The sequence below is a fragment of the Pseudomonas sp. 22526 genome, from assembly GCF_052044735.1.
GTDB classification, from domain to species: Bacteria; Pseudomonadota; Gammaproteobacteria; order Pseudomonadales; family Pseudomonadaceae; genus Aquipseudomonas; species Aquipseudomonas piscium.
This window is the reverse complement of sequence record NZ_JBQENK010000008.1, coordinates 119,369-137,634: the sequence shown is the minus strand read 5'-3', so window position 1 is coordinate 137,634 and position 18,266 is coordinate 119,369. Positions and strand designations below refer to the sequence as shown.

The following is an 18,266-nucleotide window of genomic DNA, read 5'->3' as shown; positions in this document are numbered from 1 at the left end:
CTGGCGCTCGGCAGCGGCTACACAGGCTCTGCGTTTTCTGTAGCCACGCCTGTTTGGCACCTTTATCACCCTCATCAATCTTGCTATCCAGGGTTTATTCACCCGCCTAGACTCGCGGCATTCCCTATAAAACAGGTAGACCGCCATGTCCGAGACGTTGCTCAGTTCCCGCAATCTGGCTTTCGAGCTGTATGAAGTCCTCGATGCCGAGGGCCTGACCCAGCGTGAGCGGTTCGCCGAGCACAACCGGGAAACCTTTGACGCCGCCCTCGGCACCGCACGCAGCATCGCGGAGAAGTTCTTCGCCCCGCACAACCGCAAGGGCGATGAAAACGAGCCGCGTTATGAAGACGGCAAGGCGATCCTGATTCCGGAAGTGAAACCCGCGGTCGACGCCTTTCTCGAAGCCGGCTTCCTCAACGCCGCGCGCAGCTTCGAGGCGGGTGGCATGCAGTTGCCGACGCTGTTGTCCCAGGCCTGCTTCGCTCACTTCCAGGCGGCCAACGCGGCCTCCACCTCCTACCCCTTCCTGACCATGGGCGCAGCCAACCTGATCGAAAGCTTCGGCACCGAGGAGCAGAAGCAGCGCTTCCTGCAGCCGATGATCGACGGGCGCTTCTTCGGCACCATGGCCCTGACCGAACCCCATGCCGGCTCGTCGCTGTCGGATATCCGCACCCGCGCCGAACCCGCAGCGGACGGCACCTACCGGCTCAAGGGCAACAAGATCTTCATCTCCGGCGGCGATCACCCGCTGTCGGAGAACATCGTGCACATGGTGCTGGCCAAGCTGCCGGACGCGCCGGCCGGGGTGAAGGGCATTTCGCTGTTTATCGTGCCCAAGTTCCTGGTCAACGACGACGGCAGCCTGGGCCCACGCAACGACGTGCTGCTGGCCGGGCTGTTCCACAAGATGGGCTGGCGCGGCACCACCTCCACGGCGCTGAACTTCGGCGATAACGGGGAGTGTGTCGGCTATCTGGTGGGCAAACCGCACCACGGCCTGAGCTATATGTTCCAGATGATGAACGAGGCGCGGATCGGCGTCGGCATGGGCGCGGTAATGCTCGGTTACGCCGGCTACCTGTACTCCCTGGAATACGCTCGCGAACGCCCGCAAGGCCGCCTGCCGGACAGCAAGGACCCGACTACCGCGCCGGTGTCGATCGTCCAGCACGCCGACGTCAAGCGCATGCTGCTGACCCAGAAGGCCTATGTCGAAGGCGCTTTCGACCTGGGCCTGTACGCTGCGCGGCTGTTCGACGACACCACCACCCTGGCCACCGAGGATGAGCGTAAACAGGCCCACGAACTGCTGGACCTGCTGACGCCCATCGTCAAGTCCTGGCCTTCGGAGTTCTGCCTGAAGGCCAACGAACTGGCGATCCAGATCCTCGGCGGCCACGGCTACACCCGTGAATACCCGGTGGAACAGTATTACCGCGACAACCGCCTGAACCCGATCCATGAAGGCACCCACGGCATCCAGTCCCTGGACCTTCTGGGGCGCAAGCTGGCGCAAAACGGCGGCGCGGGCCTCAAGCAACTGATCCGCCTGATCGCCGACACCAGCGAGCGGGCCCAGGCCCACGACGCCCTGACCGCGCTGCGCCAGCCGCTGGAAAAACTGGTGACGCGCCTGCAAGGCGTGACCATCGGCCTGCTCACCGACCTGGCCCAGGGCAAGGTCAACAGCAGCCTGGCCAACTCGGCGCTGTACCTGAAAGCCTTCGGCCATGCGGTGATCGGCTGGCGCTGGCTGGAACAGGCGATTCGCGCACAGGAAGGCCTGGCCAGGGGCAACCCGGCGGATATGGGTTTCTACAAGGGCAAGCTGCAGGCGGCGCGTTACTTCCTGACCTGGGAAGTGCCGGCCTGTCATCACGAACTGGACTTGCTGGAAGCGCGGGACGATACCTGCCTGAGCATGCAGGACGAGTGGTTCTGAACCTCTGAAACAGCATCGCGAGNCTGCATTGAACCTGTAGGAGCGAGCTTGCTCGCGATAACGATTTCTTTGACACAACCGTAACCGGTTGCGGGTATACCCATCAGTTCTGGCTGATGGTCTTGGAGATCACTTCGACCGTGGCGCTGACTTGCTCTTGGTAACGGTCGAGCTCTTGCTGATGACGCTTTTGCATTTCCAGCTGCTGAGAACACAGGTTCATCGCCGCCAGCACCAGCAAGCGGTCACCGATCAGCGTCGGGTATTTCTTCTTGGTCTCGGCCAGGGTGGCCTTCAACATCAACGCGGCATCCAGCAGGGTCTGCTCTTCCCCGGCCGGCGCCTTGATCGAGTAGTCCTCACCGAGAATCGAGACGACTTTTACCCCGTCGGCACCCTGCCTCATGCGCTGACAGGACCGGCGCTGACGCGCTCGACCAGGGCCTGGATACGGGCCGCGGTGGCGCCTTGCTTCTCTTCCTGTTCCATCAGGCTCAGTTGCAGGCTTTCGTTCTCATCCTTGGCCTGGGCCAGTTCTGCCTTGAGGGTTTCGTTCATGCCCGACAGCTCCTGGTTCTGTTGCACCAGGTCACTGACAAGCTGTTCCAATTGGCTTAGGGATGCTTCCAACATTTTGATTTTCCGAGCATTTTTCAAAGGGCGCGTACGATAAAGAAAAGTCACCCTGGATGCCAGGGTTATCCCGGCGCAACGCCTTGATTTGCCTGGTGGGTGACCTTGCCTGCGAACTTTAAAGACTGTCATTCCCCCATCTGGTTCCTGACACTTCGTCGTTCATCAGATCTTTCTGAAACTCTCGCCCCTGCTTCAAGAATCCATTTTTCCGCGCGATAGGTCAGGAGAGCCCTATCAACCACCGCGGCATGGATTGCGCATTCTCGAGGTAGATCCCCATGTCTCTTCGCAACATGAACATCGCACCGAGGGCATTTCTCGGCTTTGCATTCATCGGCTGCCTGATGTTGTTCCTGGGCATTTTCGCCCTGAACCAGATGAGCAAGATTCGCGCGGCGACCGTCACCATTTCCACCGACAACATGCCCAGCATCCAGAGCATCGACGAGTTCACCCAGCAGATGCTGCGGCTGCAGGTGCTGTCCTATCGCCTGGTGATCAACCGCGGTCCCGAGGTGCAGGCCAAGACCCGCGAGTCGCTGGAGCTGGGCAACCAGCAGATCGAAAAGATCCGCACCACCTATGAAAAGCTGGTCAGCAGCCCGGAGGAGAGCGAAGCCTACGACCACTACCTCAAGCTGCTGGCCGAATACCGCAAGCTCGAGGAGCGCATCAAAGAGCTGTCGCGCAACAATCAGCTGGGTGAGCTGCAAGAGATGCTGAACAACGAGCTGATGAAGAACTCGCAGCAGATCAACAAGGTCCTGAACCTGCTGGTGCAGATCAACAGCCAGCGCTCCCATGACGCCAACGAACAGGCCGCCGAGGAATACGCTTCGGCGTTCAACCTGGTGGTCGCCCTGCTGGTCCTGTCCACCACCCTGACCCTGGTGTTCGCCTGGTTGCTGACCCGCAGCATTACCCAACCCATCGCCAACGCCTTGCATGCCGCGGAAAACATCGCCGAAGGCGACCTCAGCCAAAGCATCCGGGTCAACGGCCGTGACGAACCCGGGCGCCTGTTGCAGGCCATGGCGAGCATGCAGGAAAAACTGCGCCAGACCCTGCTGCATATCTCCGGCTCCGCCAGCCAGCTGGCCTCGGCCGCGGAGGAGCTGAACAGCGTCACCGACGAAAGCGCCCGCGGCCTGACCCAGCAGAACAACGAAATCGAACAGGCGGCCACCGCCGTGAACGAAATGACCTGCGCCGTCGAGGAAGTCGCACGCAACGCCGTGAGCACCGCCGAGGCCTCGAACGACGCCACCCAGTCGGCCAGCGAAGGCCGCAACCTGGTGCAGGAAACCGTCAGCGCCATAGAGCTCATGAGCAGCGAAGTGCAGAGCTCGGCCAACAGGATCAGCGAGCTGGCCGAGGAGTCGCGGGACATCGGCAAGGTGCTGGACGTGATCCGCGGCCTGGCCGACCAGACCAACCTGCTGGCCTTGAACGCCGCGATAGAAGCCGCTCGGGCCGGCGATGCCGGCCGCGGCTTCGCCGTGGTCGCCGACGAAGTGCGCGCCCTGGCCCACCGCACCCAGCAGTCCACCAGCGAAATCGAGCGCATGATCGGCAGCATCCAGAGCGGCACCGAGCACGCCGTCGAGTCGATGCGCACCAGCACTGAGCGCGCCGACTCGACCCTGAGCATCGCCCGTGGCGCCGGCGGTGCCCTGGACACTATCAACACCGCGGTCAACGAGATCAACGAGCGCAACCTGGTCATCGCCAGCGCTGCCGAGGAGCAGGCCCTGGTGGCCCGTGAAGTGGACCGCAACCTGGTGAACATCCGCGACCTGTCGGTGCAATCGGCCACCGGCGCCAACCAGACCAGCGACGCCAGTCACGAGCTGTCCCGCCTGGCCGTGGACCTGAACAACATGGTGGCGCGGTTCACGCTGTAGTTCGCCAACAGCACTGATCGCCGCCTGCGCCAGCCGCTATGGATTGCCATGAAGTCCGTCAGCGGCCGGCGCCAGGCGACGATTTTTTGCCGCCTGTAAACAGGCGCAAAAGCTTTTTGACAGCATCGTATTTCAACAGGTTAGAATCGCTGGCACGCAGACTGCATGGTCAGTTTGTGCCCGCCTTTCTGCTTCTGGAGTACAGCCTTTGAATGCAACGACCATCAACAGCCTGTTCTTGATCGGCGCGTTGCTGGTAGGTGCGAGCATTCTTGTAAGTTCTCTTTCGTCCCGCCTCGGTATCCCGATCCTGGTGATCATCCTGGCCGTGGGCATGGCCGCTGGCGTTGACGGCGGCGGCATCATTTTCAACAACTACCCGACTGCCTACCTGGTGGGCAACCTCGCACTCGCGGTGATCCTCCTCGACGGCGGCCTGCGCACCCGGGTCTCGAGCTTCCGCGTGGCCTTGTGGCCCGCCTTGTCGCTGGCCACCGTCGGCGTGATGATCACCACCGGCCTGACCGGCATGGCGGCCGCCTGGCTGTTCGACCTGAACCTGATCCAGGGCCTGCTGATCGGCGCCATCGTCGGCTCCACCGACGCCGCGGCGGTGTTCTCGCTGCTGGGCGGCAAGGGCCTGAACGAACGGGTCACCGCCAGCCTGGAGATCGAGTCGGGCAGTAACGACCCGATGGCGGTGTTCCTCACCGTGACCCTGATCGACATGCTCGCCAGCGGCCAGACCGGCCTGCACTGGAGCCTGCTGGGGCATCTGCTGCGCGAATTCGGCATCGGCGGCCTGGTCGGCCTGGGCGGCGGCTGGCTGATGCTGCAACTGGTGAACCGCATCAACCTGGCCACCGGTCTGTACCCGATCCTGGTGATCGCCGGCGGCCTGGTGATTTTCGCCCTGACCAACGCCCTGCATGGCAGCGGCTTCCTCGCGGTGTACCTGTGCGGCCTGGTGATCGGCAACCGCCCGGTGCGCAGCCGGCACGGCATCCTGCATATGCTCGACGGCATGGCCTGGCTGTCGCAGATCGGCATGTTCCTGGTCCTCGGCCTGCTGGTCACGCCCCACGACCTGCTGCCCATCGCCCTGCCGGCGCTGGGCCTGGCGCTATGGATGATTCTGTTTGCCCGTCCGCTGTCGGTGATGGTCGGCCTGTTGCCGTTCAAGGCCTTCCACGGGCGCGAGAAAGCCTTCATTTCCTGGGTCGGCCTGCGTGGCGCGGTACCGATCATTCTCGCGGTGTTCCCGTTGATGGCCGGGCTGCCCGAGGCCCAGCTGTACTTCAACCTGGCCTTCTTTATCGTGCTGGTGTCCCTGCTGGTGCAAGGCACCAGCCTGCCGTGGGTCGCCAAGCTGCTGAAAGTCACGGTGCCACCGGAGCCGGCGCCGATCTCCCGCTCCGCCCTGGAAGTGCATGTCACCAGCGAATGGGAGCTGTTCGTCTACCGCCTCGGCGCGGAGAAATGGTGCATCGGCGCAGCGTTGCGCGAGCTGAAAATGCCCGAAGGCACCCGTATCGCCGCCCTGTTTCGTCACCAGCAACTGCTCCATCCGTCGGGTAGTACGGTGCTGGAAGCCGATGATTTGCTCTGTGTCATCGGCCATGAACACAACCTGCTGGCCCTCGGAAAACTCTTCAGCCAGGCACCGCAACGGGGCCTCGATCTGCGCTTCTTCGGCGACTTCGTTCTCGAAGGCGACGCCCAGCTGGGCGCGGTTTCGGCGCTGTACGGGCTGAAACTCGAAGGGCTCGATCCGGACATGCCGCTGAGCCGCTTCATCACCCAGAAAGTGGGGGGTGCTCCAGTGGTCGGCGACCAGGTGGAATGGAACAACACCATCTGGACGGTTGCCGTGATGGAGGGGAACAAGATCAGCAAAGTGGGCGTCAGATTCCCCGAAGGAAGTCGCCCGGGCCCCGGACTCTTCCTCTAAACTGCCTAACTTCTCATCCAGCTTGACCGGTCTCTATGCCAACCCTGCGTACCCTTTTCGCCATTGCCCTGCTGGGCCTGAGCCTTTCTGTCGGCCCACTGCAAGCGGCCGAGCCGCCCAGTGCCGAGTCCGTCCAGCAGAGCCTGGATAAAATCGCCGAGCGCAAATTGCCGGAGGCCGATCAAAAGGCCCTGCAAGCGGTGCTGCAACAGACCCTGACCCAGCTGTCGAACAAGCAGGATTACGAGCAGCGCCTGAACGATCTCAAGCAGCAGCTGAGCAATGCACCGCGCCAGACCAGCGAGAACCAGCGCGAGCTGACCCGCCTGAAGGCCACCAAGGTGGTGCCGGTGGCCCAGCGCTACGCCAACCTGCCGGTGTCGCAGCTCGAACAACTGCTGACCGAGCGCACCACCCAGCAGGGTGACATGCAGAAAGCCCTGGCCGAGGCCAATAGCCTGGCCATTACCGCGCAGACCCGCCCCGAGCGCGCCCAGGCCGAGATCAGCAGCAGCCAGACCCGTACCCAGCAGATCAATACGATCCTCAAGAACGGCAAGGACGCCGGCAAACCGATCAACGCCGACCAGCGCAATCAGCTCAACGCCGAACTGGCGGCGATCAACGCGCTGATCCCGCTGCGCCGCCAGGAGTTGGCCGGCAACAGCCAGCTGCAGGACCTGGGCAACAGCCAGCACGACCTGCTGATGGAAAAGACCGCGCGCCTGGAGCAGGAAATCCAGGACCTGCAGACCCTGATCAACCAGAAGCGCCTGGCCCAGTCCCAGGAAACCGTCACCCAGCAATCGATCGAAGCGCAAAAGGCCGGCAGCAGCAGCCTCCTGGCCACCGAAAGCGCGGCCAACCTGAAGCTCTCCGACTACCTGCTCAAAAGCACCGACCGCCTCAACGAGCTGACCCAGCAGAACCTGCAGACCAAGCAGCAACTCGACAGCGTGACCCAGAGCGATGCCGCGCTGGACGAGCAGATCGGCGTGCTCAAGGGCAGCCTGCTGCTGTCGAAGATCCTCTATAAACAGAAGCAGGCGCTGCCGCACTTGCGGCTCGACCGCGACCTGGCCGACCAGATCGCCGACATCCGCCTGTACCAGTTCGAGATCAACCAGCAGCGCGAGCTGATCAGCAGCCCCAGCAGTTACGTCGACAATCTGCTGGCCACCCAGCCGTCCGAGCAAGTCACCCCGCAACTGCGCAAGACCCTGCTGGACCTGGCCATCACCCGCGCCGACCTGCTGGAACGCCTGAGCCGCGAGCTGAGCGCGCTGCTCAACGAATCCATCACCCTGCAGCTCAACCAGAAGCAACTGCTGAGCACCTCGCAAAGCCTGCGCGCGACCCTCGATGAGCAGATGTTCTGGATTCCCAGCAACAAGCCGCTGGACGGCGAATGGCTGCAAGCTGTGCCGCTGCGCCTGGCCAAACAGGTCACCACCCTGCCCTGGTCGTCCAGCCTGAGCGAACTGGCCGACGGCCTGGCGCAACGGCCGCTGCTGTTCCTGCCCTTGCTGTTGCTGATCGCGGCCCTGCTGTGGCGGCGCAAGAACCTGTACCTGCGCCTGAACAAGGTGCACAAGGACATCGGTCACTTCAAACGCGACAGCCAATGGCACACGCCGCAGGCGATCCTGGTCAACATCCTGCTGGCGATGCCGGTCTCCCTTGGCCTGGCGCTGTGCGGCCTGGCCTTGCAGATCGACGCCCGCGGGCAGAACGCCAACCTCGGCGCGGCACTGTTGCAGATGGCCCAGGCCTGGATGGTGTTCTACACCGCCTACCGGATCCTCGCCCCGGGCGGCGTGGCGGAGTTGCACTTTCGCTGGGAAAAGCCCCAGGTCGAATTCCTCCAGGGCTGGGTCCGGCGCCTCGGGCTGGTGGTCATGGCCCTGGTGGCCGTGGTCGCCGTGGCCGAACATCAACCGGCGGCGCTGGCCGATGACGTACTCGGCATCGTCGTGGTCCTGGCCTGCTACGCCCTGATGGCCTGGCTGCTCAGCCGCCTGCTGAGCAGCCCGACGCACCAGAACGCCTCGCTGTTCCGCAAGGCGGTGGCGGTGCTGTTCACCGCGCTGCCGATCGCCTTGTTCATCGCCGTGTGCTTCGGCTACTACTACACCGCGCTGAAGCTCAGCGACCGCCTGATCAATACCCTGTACCTGCTGATGTTCTGGCTGGTGATCGAAGCCACTTTCGTCCGCGGACTGGGCGTCGCCGCCCGGCGCCTGGCCTACCAGCGAGCCCTGGCCAAACGCCAGGCCGCCAAGGAGAGCGGCGACGGCGAAGCGGTGGTCGAAGAGCCGACCCTGGACATCGAGAAGGTCAACGAACAGTCCCTGCGCCTGATCCGCCTGGCCCTGCTCGGCGGCTTCATGGCCGGGCTGTACTGGGTCTGGTCGGACCTGATCAGCGTGTTCTCCTACCTGGACAACATCACCCTCTACGAATACACCAGCGGCGCTGGCGCCAACATGAGCATGGTGCCCATCAGCATCGGCGACATGCTCGGCGCGCTGATCATCGTCGGCATCACCTTCGCCCTGGCGCGCAACCTGCCGGGGCTGCTGGAAGTACTGGTACTGTCCAGGCTGAACCTGGCCCAGGGCAGCGCCTACGCGACCACCACGCTGCTGTCCTATGTGATTGCCGGCGTCGGCTTCGTCTCGACCCTGTCGACCCTCGGCGTCAGCTGGGACAAGTTGCAATGGTTGGTGGCGGCCTTGTCCGTGGGCCTGGGCTTCGGCATGCAGGCGATCTTCGCCAACTTCATCTCCGGCATCATCATCCTGTTCGAGCGGCCGGTGCGCATCGGCGACACCATCACCATCGGCAACCTGTCGGGCACGGTGAGCAGGATCCGCATCCGCGCCACCACCATCACCGACTTCGATCGCAAGGACATCATCGTCCCGAACCAGACCTTCATCACCGGGCAACTGATCAACTGGTCGCTGACCGACACCGTCACCCGGGTGACCCTCAAGCTCGGCGTCGACTACGGCTCGGACCTGGACCTGGTCAAGGAGCTGTTGCTCAAGGCGGCCCGCGATAACCCGCGGGTACTGAAAGAACCCGAGCCCCACGTGTACTTCCTCAACTTCGGCGAAAGCACCCTGGACCACGAACTGCGCATGCACGTGCGCGAACTGGGGGACCGCAACCCGGTGCTCGACGAGGTCAACCGCTTCATCAACCGCGAGTTCAAGAAGCAGCACATCAACATCTCGTTCCGCCAGATGGAGGTCTACCTGAAGAACCTCCATGGCCAGGAATACAAGATGGTGCCCATCGAGCCGGAGACCAAGACCATAGTCCCGCTGCCCGACGGCAAACCGCTGCAGGAACCACCCTCCAGCAAGCTCGACTAAGGGCGCTATCCCTAGCAGAATGCTCGGACATTCTGCTGGAGATGGCCGTTGAAAGCCCTCGACGAACTGACCTTCGACAATCGCTTCGCCCGCCTGGGCGATGCGTTCTCAACCCATGTACTGCCCGAGCCGATCGACCATCCACGCTTGGTGGTGGCCAGCCCGGCGGCCATGGCGCTGCTGGACCTGGACCCCGAGGCCGCCGAAAGCCCGGTGTTCGCCGAGCTGTTCGGCGGGCACAAGCTGTGGGCCGAAGCGGAGCCCCGGGCGATGGTCTATTCCGGGCATCAGTTCGGCTCCTACAACCCCCAGTTGGGCGATGGTCGCGGCTTGCTGCTGGGCGAGGTGTACAACGCCGCCGGCGAACATTGGGACCTGCACCTCAAGGGTGCCGGCCAGACCCCCTACTCGCGCATGGGCGATGGCCGCGCCGTACTGCGCTCGTCGATCCGCGAATTCCTCGCCTCCGAGGCGCTGCACGCCCTGGGTATTCCGACCACCCGGGCGCTGTGCGTGATCGGCTCCGACACCCCGGTCTGGCGTGAGAAACAGGAGCGCGCGGCGATGCTGCTGCGCATGTCGCCCAGCCATGTCCGCTTCGGCCACTTCGAATACTTCTATTACACCAAACGCCCCGAGCAGCAGAAACAGCTGGGCGAGCACGTGCTGGCCATGCACTTTCCCGAGTGCCTGGAGCAGCCGGAGCCCTACCTGGCGATGTTCCGCGAAGTGGTGGAGCGCAATGCCGAACTGATCGCCAAATGGCAGGCCTACGGTTTCTGCCACGGGGTGATGAACACCGACAACATGTCGATCCTCGGCGTGACCTTCGACTTCGGGCCGTTCGCCTTCCTCGACGACTTCGATGCGCATTTCATCTGCAACCATTCCGACGACCAGGGGCGCTACTCGTTCAGCAACCAGGTGCCGATCGGCCAGTGGAACCTCAGCGCCCTGGCCCAGGCGCTGACGTCTTTCATCAGTGTCGAGGCCCTGCGGGAAACCCTCGGTCTGTTCCTGCCGCTGTTCCAGGCCCATTACCTGGACCTGATGCGCCGCCGCCTCGGCCTGACCAGCGCCGAAGACGAGGATCAAAAGCTGGTGGAGCGCCTGCTGCAATTGATGCAAGACAGCGGCGTGGACTACAGCCTGTTCTTCCGTCGCCTGGGGGATGAATCAGCTGAACTGGCCGTGGCCCGATTGCGCGACGACTTCGTCGACCGCCAGGGCTTCGATGCCTGGGCCGATCTGTACAAGGCCCGGGTCGCCCGCGAGCAGGACGACACTCAAGAACAGCGCCGCGCGCGCATGCATGGGGTCAACCCGCTGTACATCCTGCGCAATTACCTGGCGCAGAAGGCCATAGATGCCGCCGAGCAAGGGGATTACTCCGAGGTGCGCCGCCTGCACGCGGTGCTGAGCAAGCCGTTCGAACAACAGGCTGGCATGGACAGCTACGCCGAACGACCGCCCGAATGGGGCAAGCACCTGGAAATCAGTTGCTCGTCCTGAGGGGTCAGGTAAAGGTCTCCATCGATACCTTGAAACGTGCGGCCAGCCAGCGGATCTGCCGCAGGTTGAGCTGGCGCTTGCCGCTCAGGATCTCCGAGACCACCGACTGCGCACCGACACCGGGCAGGTCGCTTTGGGTCAGGCCGTGTTCGCGCATCATGTAGCGCAACACATCTACTCCGCTGGCGACAGGCATCGGGCGATGCTCGAGATCGTAGGCTTCGATCCAGTCCCCGATGATGTCCACCAGGCTGTTGAGAGGATGGGTTTCATCTTCCCCTGTCAGGTCCAGCAACTCGTCAAGGGCCTGAACCAGCCTGTCGTAGTCCGCCTCGGTTTTCGGCTTGCGCAGCAACGGCGCAACGAACTGCCAGTGTTCGGCCACTTGCTCGATCAACGCACTCATCCTCGATCCTCCTTCCACTTACCCCGGTCATATTCACGGTGGTCCAACACATGGCGGATATAGAGCTTTTGCGTCGTGTAACGGACCAATGCAATCAGTCGTATCTTGTTGCCACCGATATCGAACACATGCAGCGGTCCGACCTTGTCCACCGCCGGAAACATCGCCTTCATCGCGGCAAAATCCGCAAGCCGATTGCGCTTAAGCGCACGATACCAATCATCCAACGCCTTGGCCGAATGCGGCCATTTTTCCTTGGCATCCCAAATTCGTTTAGCCGTGATTACACGCATGCAAAGTCCCTATCGCATACTGCTATGGCAGCCTAGAGGGTGAGACAACTTATCGCAAGTTGCTATAAATGCTCTCGGACCAATGGCACGGAGCATCGCCTCTCTCCAGCCTAGAACCGAGCAGAGGGTTGCCGCGCAAAGATGTATGAGCGTATGCAACAGCTTGATAAACCAGCCCACAGACTCCAGATCGGGGCTATTGACCACTTGTCCCGGAGTCCCTCATGTCCGATCCACTGCTGATCCCCTGCCCCCATTGCAACGGTTTGAACCGCATCCCCGCCGAGCGCCTCGGCGACCAGCCCAAATGCGGGCGCTGCAAAGGCCAGGTGTTGTTGAACCAGCCTTTCGAACTGAAACAAGGCGACTACGCCAGCCAGATCAAGGGCGACCTGCCGTTGCTGGTGGATGTCTGGGCGGATTGGTGCGGGCCGTGCAAATCCTTCGCGCCGGTGTTCGAGCAGGCGGCCGCGCAATTGGCGGGCAAGTGCCGACTGGCCAAGCTCGACAGCGAAGCCAATCAGCAATTGTCGGCGCAGTTGGGAATTCGCTCGATTCCGAGCCTGATTCTGTTCAAGAACGGACGGGAAGTGGCACGCCAGAGTGGCGCCTTCCCGTTACCGCAGCTGATGAGTTGGTTGCGCAGCCAGGGCATCTGACCGCCATTTCGAAATCGCCTTGAACCGTAGGAGCGAGGCTTGCCCGCGATAAGGGTCTGACAACCGACGACGANCCTCGCTCCTACAGAAGGGGGTCAGGCGCTTTCCAGCAGGTTGTGCAGGTCGACGAACTGCTGGGTCAGCTTGTGCCGGGGGTCGAGGTGGATCAGTGGCAGGCTGGCCTGGTGGGACTCGCGCATGCGCACCGAACTGGCCAGGTACACCGGCAATACCGGCAGGCCTTCGGCGATCAGCTCATCGAGCATTTGCTGGGGCAGGCTGGCACGGGCCTGGAACTGGTTGACCACTATGCCTTCGACCTGCAGTTCCTCGTTGTGGTCGTCCTTGAGTTCTTCGATTTCAGCCAGCAGGCCGTACAGCGCCTGGCGGGAAAAGCTGTCGCAGTCGAAGGGGATCAATACGCGATCGGCGGCAATCAGCGCCGAAACCGCGTAGAAGTTCAAGGCCGGCGGGGTGTCCAGGTAGATCCGGTCGTAGTCCTCGGCCAACTCGTCCAGCAGTTTGCGCAGCTTGTTGATCTTGTGCTTCGCCTCAAGCTTGGGCTGCAGATCCGCCAACTCGGCGGTGGCCGTCACCACATGCAGGTTGTCGAACGGCGTTTCGTAGATATCGACCTGGTTCTTTTTCGAGAAGGGTCCGGAAGACAGGGTCTGCTTGAAGAAGTCGGCGATCCCCATGGGGATGTCGTCGCCGGTCAGGCCGGTGAGGTATTGAGTGGAGTTGGCCTGGGCATCCAGGTCCACCAGCAGCGTGCGATACCCCTCGCTGGCGCTCACGGCCGCCAGATTGCAGGCAATGCTCGACTTGCCGACTCCCCCTTTCTGATTGAACACCACGCGCCGCATGTCAGAACCTCCCTGCATCAAAGATCACCGAGTGTAGTAGCCAGCAGCGCTGCTTCGCTACCTCGCCGACGGCAGACTGCCAAGTCAGCTCCAATGGCCGGAAACAGCCTAGACTTTTTAAAAGTGTTCGCGTTCTCGCCCCGCTCCTTCCAATAATGGCCAAATGACACTTTTCACCTATCAGATTTGTCGTTTTTTACTGTGCGAAACGTAACCAGTGTTTGCTACAAGCCAGTCACACCGGGATAATGCGCGCCATTCGGCTGTAGCTCCGTGCACGGTGAGTCATCGTTCGGAACGACTGACACGCCAAAGAAGCCCGCAGGGGCGGGATGAATCTTCAAGTGATCAACTTCAACATCGCCCAATGGCGCGCGTGGGCCCCTGGGCTCGAAAGCGTGGACGATTGGCAGGCCTGGAGCCGACAGCCGGTCGTGCTCGAGAGCAGTGATGCTGCCCCGGACGTGTCCTTTCTACCTGCCATGCAGCGCCGGCGCCTCAGCCGTCTGGCCCGCATGGCCTTCAGCGTAGGCTGGCCCCTGGCCGAAGGCCTGGAACAGCTACCGTTGGTCTTTATTTCCCGGCATGGCGAAACGCCACGGACCTTCGACATCCTCAGCGACCTGGCGGCCGACCAGCCATTGTCGCCGACCCAGTTCAGCCTCTCGGTGCACAACGCGGTGATCGGCCTGTGGTCGATCATGCGTGGCGAAACCAGCGAAATGACCGCCCTTGCCGCCGCCGGCGATGGCCTCGAACACGGCATGCTAGAGGCCGCGGCGCTGCTCGAGGAAGGCGCCCCGGCGGTGCTGCTGGTGGTCACCGAAGAGCAGCCGCCCGAAGCCTATGCCACCTGGATCGACGACGTGCCTTTCCCCTATGCGGTGGGCCTGCTGCTGACCCCCGGCAAGCAGTGGCAACTGACGCTCGGCACCGCCACCGAGGAAGCACCGCGCGCCGAGTGGCCCCATGCCCTGAATCTCTTGCGTACCCTGCTCGGCGAGCAGACCTCCTGCCAACATGCCTGGAAGAACCGTGTATGGAACTGGCAACGCAAGCTGTAAACACAAAACCCCGCGACGCCTACTACTGGCGCCTGGTCGCCACGGCAGCGAGCTTCGCCTTGTTCGGCCTGGTCGGCCTGGGCCTGCGCCTGGTGGTTTTCCCGCTGCTCGCCTGCCTGCCGGGCGATGCCGAAGCGCACCGCCAGCGCGCGCGGCGCACCATTGGCCGGCTGTTCTGGCTGTTCATCCGTTTCATGGCCCGCAGCGGCGTGCTGACCTATGAAGTCGAGGGTGCGGAAAAGCTCGGCCGCCCCGGACAAATGATCATCGCCAACCACCCGTCGCTGATCGATGTGGTGTTCCTCATCGGCCTGGTGCGCAATGCCAACTGCGTGGTCAAGCAGAGCCTGTGGCAGAACCCCTTTACCCGCGGCCCGATACGCGAAGCCGAATACATCAGCAACGATGGCAGCATGGACATGCTCGACGCCGCCGGCGAAGCGCTGCGCAATGGCCAGACCCTGGTGATCTTCCCCGAGGGCACGCGCACCCAGCCGGGCCAGGCCCCGGCCTTTCATCGGGGGGGCGCGGCAATCGCCTTGCGGGGTGCGAGAATCATCACCCCGGTGGTCATCAAGGTCAGCCCGACCACCCTGACCAAGGCCGAACCCTGGTATCGCATCCCGATGCGCCGCGTGCACTTCAGTTTTCGCGTCGGAGCCGATATAGACCCGTATGCCTTTGCCGCCCAAGGCCCCGCACCGCAGGCCTCGCGCAAGCTCAACGATTATTTGCATCACTACTTCATTAAGGAGCTCGCCGAAGATGAGCGATCTGCACCTAGAAATTAAAATGTTGATCATCGATGCCCTGGGCCTCGAAGACATCAGCGTGCAAGACATCGGCAACGAGCAGACGCTCTTCGGTGAAGGCCTGGGCCTGGACTCGGTCGACGCCCTGGAACTGGGCCTGGCGATCCAGAAACGCTACGGCATCAAGATCGACGCCGATGCCAAGGACACCCGCAACCACTTCACCAACGTGGCGAGCCTTGCGGCGTTCGTCACTGCAAAACAGGCAGCTTGAGACCGGACCATGCAAACTCGCGACGACATCTTCAACACCTTGCGTGATGCCCTGGTGGAACTCTTCGAACTGGAACCGGAACGCGTAAGCCTGGAATCCAACCTGTATCAAGACCTGGAAATCGACAGCATCGACGCCGTCGACCTGATTGATCACATCAAGCGCAAGACCGGCAAGAAAATCGCCGCCGAGGAATTCAAGTCGGTGCGTACCGTCAATGACGTGGTCGAGGCGGTGTACCGTCTGGTCCAGCCGGCCGCATGAGCCGGCTGATCGGCCTTGGCCTGCTGCTGGCGGGCCTGTTGTATCCCTTTGCGGTGTATTTCGGCATGGAGCATTTCGCGCCGTGGCAGTTCGGCCTGCTGCTCGGCAGCCTGTGGCTGGCACGGGCCCTGACTGGCGAACGGCGCCCCGGCAGCCTGTTGATGGCGGGCGCCGCCCTGGTCTTCTGCCTGCTGCTGGCGCTGTTCGACAGCCCATCGTTATTGCGCTGGTACCCGGTACTGGTCAGCGGCTTCATGCTCACGCTGTTCGGCCTGAGCCTGAAATTCGGGCCGCCGGTGGCCGAACGCCTGGCCCGCCTGAGTGAGCCGGAACTGCCGGAAAAGGCGATTCGCTACACCCGCCAGGTGACGGTCGCCTGGAGTGTTTTTTTCCTCTGTAACGGATTGCTCGCCGCCGCCCTGACCCTGTGGGCGCCGCTGAGCTGGTGGACGTTGTACAACGGCCTGATCGCCTACGGGCTGATGGGTTTGCTGTTTGCCATTGAATGGCTGTTACGACAACGCGTACGAGGCCGCGCATGAATTGGATAAAACTTGAGCACCTGCTGCTCAAGTCGCTGCCGGAACGGGCCGTCACGCTCGAACCGGCACTCGATCACAGCAAGCTGCAGCACCAGGCCCTGAGCCTGGCCGCAGGCCTGCAGGCCAGGGGCGTACAGCGCCTGGCCCTGCACCTGGAAGATGCCGCCGAGCTGGCCATCGCCCTGCTCGGCGCCTGGCGCGCCGGGGTCAGCGTGCTGCTGCCCGCCGACCTGCAACCCCAGACCCGGCAACGCTGGTCGACGCAGGTCGATCTGTGGCTGACCGACCAGCCCGGCGACGCCCACTTGGCCGACTTCGAGCAGCCGCCATTGCCCGCCGCCGAACTTGATCTCGACACCTGTCGCCTGAGCCTGTGCACCTCCGGCTCCAGCGGCGAACCCAAGCGCATCGACAAATCCCTGCGCCAGCTGGCCAACGAAGTCGAGGCCCTGGAGCAATTGTGGGGCGAGGGATTGGGCCAGGCCTGCATCATCGGCAGCGTTGCCACCCAACATATCTACGGCCTGCTGTTCCGTGTGCTCTGGCCGCTCTGCGCCGGGCGCACCTTCGTCCGCCGGCAGTTGCCGTTCCCGGAAGACCTGCAGCGCGCCAGCCGCGAACACCCGGCTTTTGCCTGGGTCGCCAGCCCGGCGCTGCTCAAGCGCATGGGCGACAACCTCGACTGGCCGGCCCTGAGCCCGGTGCGCCGGGTATTTTCCTCCGGCGGCGCGCTGCCCGCCGACGCCGCGCTAGGCCTGCACCAGCGCCTGCAACAATGGCCAACGGAGATCCTCGGTAGTTCGGAAACCGGCGGCATCGCCTGGCGCCAGGGCGACAGCCTGTGGCAGGCCTTCGCCGGGGTCGAACTGAGCCAGGACAGCGACGGTGCCTTGCTGATCGCCTCGCCCTACCTGCCGGCCGGGCATGTCGAACATACCGCCGATGCCGCGCGCATCGCCGCCGATGGGCGTTTCGAGCTGCTCGGGCGCCTGGACCGGATCGTCAAGCTGGAAGAAAAACGCATTTCCCTGCCGATGCTGGAACAGGCCCTGGCCGGGCATGCCTGGGTCGCCGAAGCGCGCCTTGGGGTGGTCCGGGAAAACCGCGCCTCCCTCGGCGCGCTGCTGGTCCTCAGCGAACAAGGCCTGCACGCCTTGCGCAATCAGGGTCGTCGGGCCCTCACCCAAGCGCTGCGCCAGCACCTGAGCCAGCATTGCGAGGCCCTGGCTCTGCCGCGCCGCTGGCGCCTGCTGCGCCAGTTGCCCCTGAACAGCCAGGGCAAGCTGCCCCAGGCCGACGTCGAAGCCCTGCTGCTGGCCCCGCGTCCACGGGCGCCGGAAGTGCTGGAACAGCTCGAGGCCGACGGCGAATGGAGCCTGCAACTGGCGATCCCGCCGGACCTGGCCTACTTCAGCGGCCACTTCCCCCAGACCCCGGTGCTGCCGGGCGTGGTGCAGGTGGACTGGGCATTGGCCTTGGGCCAGCAGTTCCTCGGCCTGCCGGGCCGCTTTGCCGGCATGGAAGTGCTGAAGTTCCAGCAACTGGTGCGCCCCGGAGACCAGGTGCAATTGCATCTGCGCTTCGATCATGAGCGCGGCAAACTCTATTTTGCCTATCGCAATGACACCGCCGCCTGCTCCAGCGGCCGCATCCTGCTGGAGAACGCCTGTGGATAAGTTATTGGCCCTCGGCGAGCGCTACGCGCTCGATCGCAGCCTGCGGCAGCGGCTACAAAAGCCCGTAGCGACGCCAATACCTGTAGCCGCTGCCGAAGGCTGCGATCGGCCGCACAGCGGACGCCTGGGAGACAGC

At 63.3% G+C, this 18,266-nt stretch carries 17 protein-coding genes and 1 pseudogene; 13 read left to right on the top strand and 5 right to left on the bottom strand.

Annotated features, from left to right (window positions below; translation table 11 throughout):
• Positions 1-145: 145 nt before the first annotated feature.
• A complete protein-coding gene (locus ACTJKT_RS14240) occupies positions 146-1,948 on the top strand; it encodes an acyl-CoA dehydrogenase (RefSeq protein WP_440787540.1) in 1,803 nt (600 codons plus the stop codon).
• Positions 1,949-2,051: 103 nt separating this feature from the next.
• On the opposite strand, the gene ACTJKT_RS14235 is transcribed toward ACTJKT_RS14240, so the two are convergent.
• Both ACTJKT_RS14235 and ACTJKT_RS14230 read right to left on the bottom strand, forming a co-directional pair.
• Positions 2,052-2,354 carry a cell division protein ZapA gene (locus ACTJKT_RS14235; RefSeq protein ID WP_009041856.1) on the bottom strand — a complete coding sequence of 101 codons (303 nt, stop codon included), beginning with the start codon at positions 2,352-2,354 and terminating at the stop codon, positions 2,052-2,054.
• Complete coding sequence (locus ACTJKT_RS14230) at positions 2,351-2,581, bottom strand: hypothetical protein (protein ID WP_440787539.1); 231 nt, start codon at positions 2,579-2,581, stop codon at positions 2,351-2,353. Before ACTJKT_RS14230 ends, ACTJKT_RS14235 begins: the two co-directional genes overlap by 4 nt.
• Positions 2,582-2,862: 281 nt before the next feature.
• Here ACTJKT_RS14230 and ACTJKT_RS14225 point away from each other — a divergent pair.
• From ACTJKT_RS14225 to selO, 5 genes and pseudogenes are all read left to right on the top strand, one after another.
• Positions 2,863-3,633, top strand: a pseudogene (locus ACTJKT_RS14225) (MCP four helix bundle domain-containing protein); the annotation flags it as partial.
• Positions 3,616-4,488 carry a methyl-accepting chemotaxis protein gene (locus tag ACTJKT_RS14220; RefSeq protein ID WP_440787632.1) on the top strand — a complete coding sequence of 291 codons (873 nt, stop codon included), beginning with the start codon at positions 3,616-3,618 and terminating at the stop codon, positions 4,486-4,488. The pseudogene ACTJKT_RS14225 and the gene ACTJKT_RS14220, both read left to right, overlap by 18 nt.
• A 208-nt stretch (positions 4,489-4,696) precedes the next feature.
• Positions 4,697-6,439 carry a potassium/proton antiporter gene (locus ACTJKT_RS14215; protein ID WP_440787538.1) on the top strand — a complete coding sequence of 581 codons (1,743 nt, stop codon included), beginning with the start codon at positions 4,697-4,699 and terminating at the stop codon, positions 6,437-6,439.
• 35 nt (positions 6,440-6,474) lie between these two features.
• Positions 6,475-9,822 (top strand): mechanosensitive channel MscK, encoded by a 3,348-nt coding sequence (mscK, locus tag ACTJKT_RS14210; RefSeq protein ID WP_440787537.1) that lies wholly within the window; start codon positions 6,475-6,477, stop codon positions 9,820-9,822.
• 48 nt (positions 9,823-9,870) lie between these two features.
• Positions 9,871-11,334: a protein adenylyltransferase SelO gene (selO, locus tag ACTJKT_RS14205; protein ID WP_440787536.1), complete on the top strand. Its 1,464-nt coding sequence runs from the start codon at positions 9,871-9,873 to the stop codon at positions 11,332-11,334.
• A 4-nt stretch (positions 11,335-11,338) separates the two neighbouring features.
• Here selO and ACTJKT_RS14200 read toward each other — a convergent pair whose 3' ends face one another.
• The gene (locus tag ACTJKT_RS14200; protein ID WP_440787535.1) at positions 11,339-11,740 is read right to left on the bottom strand and encodes a helix-turn-helix domain-containing protein; all 402 of its coding nucleotides are present in this window, start codon (positions 11,738-11,740) and stop codon (positions 11,339-11,341) included.
• Positions 11,737-12,033, bottom strand: coding sequence for a type II toxin-antitoxin system HigB family toxin (locus ACTJKT_RS14195; protein WP_023970158.1), 297 nt, complete (start codon positions 12,031-12,033; stop codon positions 11,737-11,739). Before ACTJKT_RS14195 ends, ACTJKT_RS14200 begins: the two co-directional genes overlap by 4 nt.
• A gap of 224 nt (positions 12,034-12,257) precedes the next feature.
• Here ACTJKT_RS14195 and trxC point away from each other — a divergent pair, with 224 nt between their 5' ends.
• Positions 12,258-12,692: a thioredoxin TrxC gene (gene trxC / locus ACTJKT_RS14190; RefSeq protein ID WP_007926827.1), complete on the top strand. Its 435-nt coding sequence runs from the start codon at positions 12,258-12,260 to the stop codon at positions 12,690-12,692.
• Between the two features lie 95 nt (positions 12,693-12,787).
• Here trxC and ACTJKT_RS14185 read toward each other — a convergent pair whose 3' ends face one another.
• A complete protein-coding gene (locus ACTJKT_RS14185; protein WP_097305890.1) occupies positions 12,788-13,558 on the bottom strand; it encodes a ParA family protein in 771 nt (256 codons plus the stop codon).
• Positions 13,559-13,890: 332 nt separating this feature from the next.
• Between ACTJKT_RS14185 and ACTJKT_RS14180 the strand changes: the two genes are divergently transcribed.
• Genes ACTJKT_RS14180 through ACTJKT_RS14155 form a run of 6 tightly spaced genes read left to right on the top strand, consistent with a single transcriptional unit; the run spans position 13,891 to position 18,130 of the window.
• The gene (locus tag ACTJKT_RS14180; protein WP_440787534.1) at positions 13,891-14,622 is read left to right on the top strand and encodes a beta-ketoacyl synthase chain length factor; all 732 of its coding nucleotides are present in this window, start codon (positions 13,891-13,893) and stop codon (positions 14,620-14,622) included.
• Positions 14,598-15,413: a lysophospholipid acyltransferase family protein gene (locus ACTJKT_RS14175; RefSeq protein WP_440787533.1), complete on the top strand. Its 816-nt coding sequence runs from the start codon at positions 14,598-14,600 to the stop codon at positions 15,411-15,413. The genes ACTJKT_RS14180 and ACTJKT_RS14175 overlap by 25 nt, the downstream gene beginning before the upstream one ends.
• Complete coding sequence (locus ACTJKT_RS14170) at positions 15,388-15,648, top strand: phosphopantetheine-binding protein (protein ID WP_025808152.1); 261 nt, start codon at positions 15,388-15,390, stop codon at positions 15,646-15,648. Before ACTJKT_RS14175 ends, ACTJKT_RS14170 begins: the two co-directional genes overlap by 26 nt.
• Before the next feature lie 9 nt (positions 15,649-15,657).
• Positions 15,658-15,912, top strand: a complete 255-nt coding sequence (locus tag ACTJKT_RS14165; protein ID WP_007926835.1) for an acyl carrier protein — start codon at positions 15,658-15,660, stop codon at positions 15,910-15,912.
• Entirely contained in the window at positions 15,909-16,454 is a 546-nt protein-coding gene (locus tag ACTJKT_RS14160; RefSeq protein ID WP_440787532.1) for a hypothetical protein, read from the top strand. The genes ACTJKT_RS14165 and ACTJKT_RS14160 overlap by 4 nt, the downstream gene beginning before the upstream one ends.
• Positions 16,451-18,130, top strand: a complete 1,680-nt coding sequence (locus ACTJKT_RS14155) for an AMP-binding protein (RefSeq protein WP_440787531.1) — start codon at positions 16,451-16,453, stop codon at positions 18,128-18,130. The genes ACTJKT_RS14160 and ACTJKT_RS14155 overlap by 4 nt, the downstream gene beginning before the upstream one ends.
• Positions 18,131-18,266 lie beyond the last annotated feature (136 nt).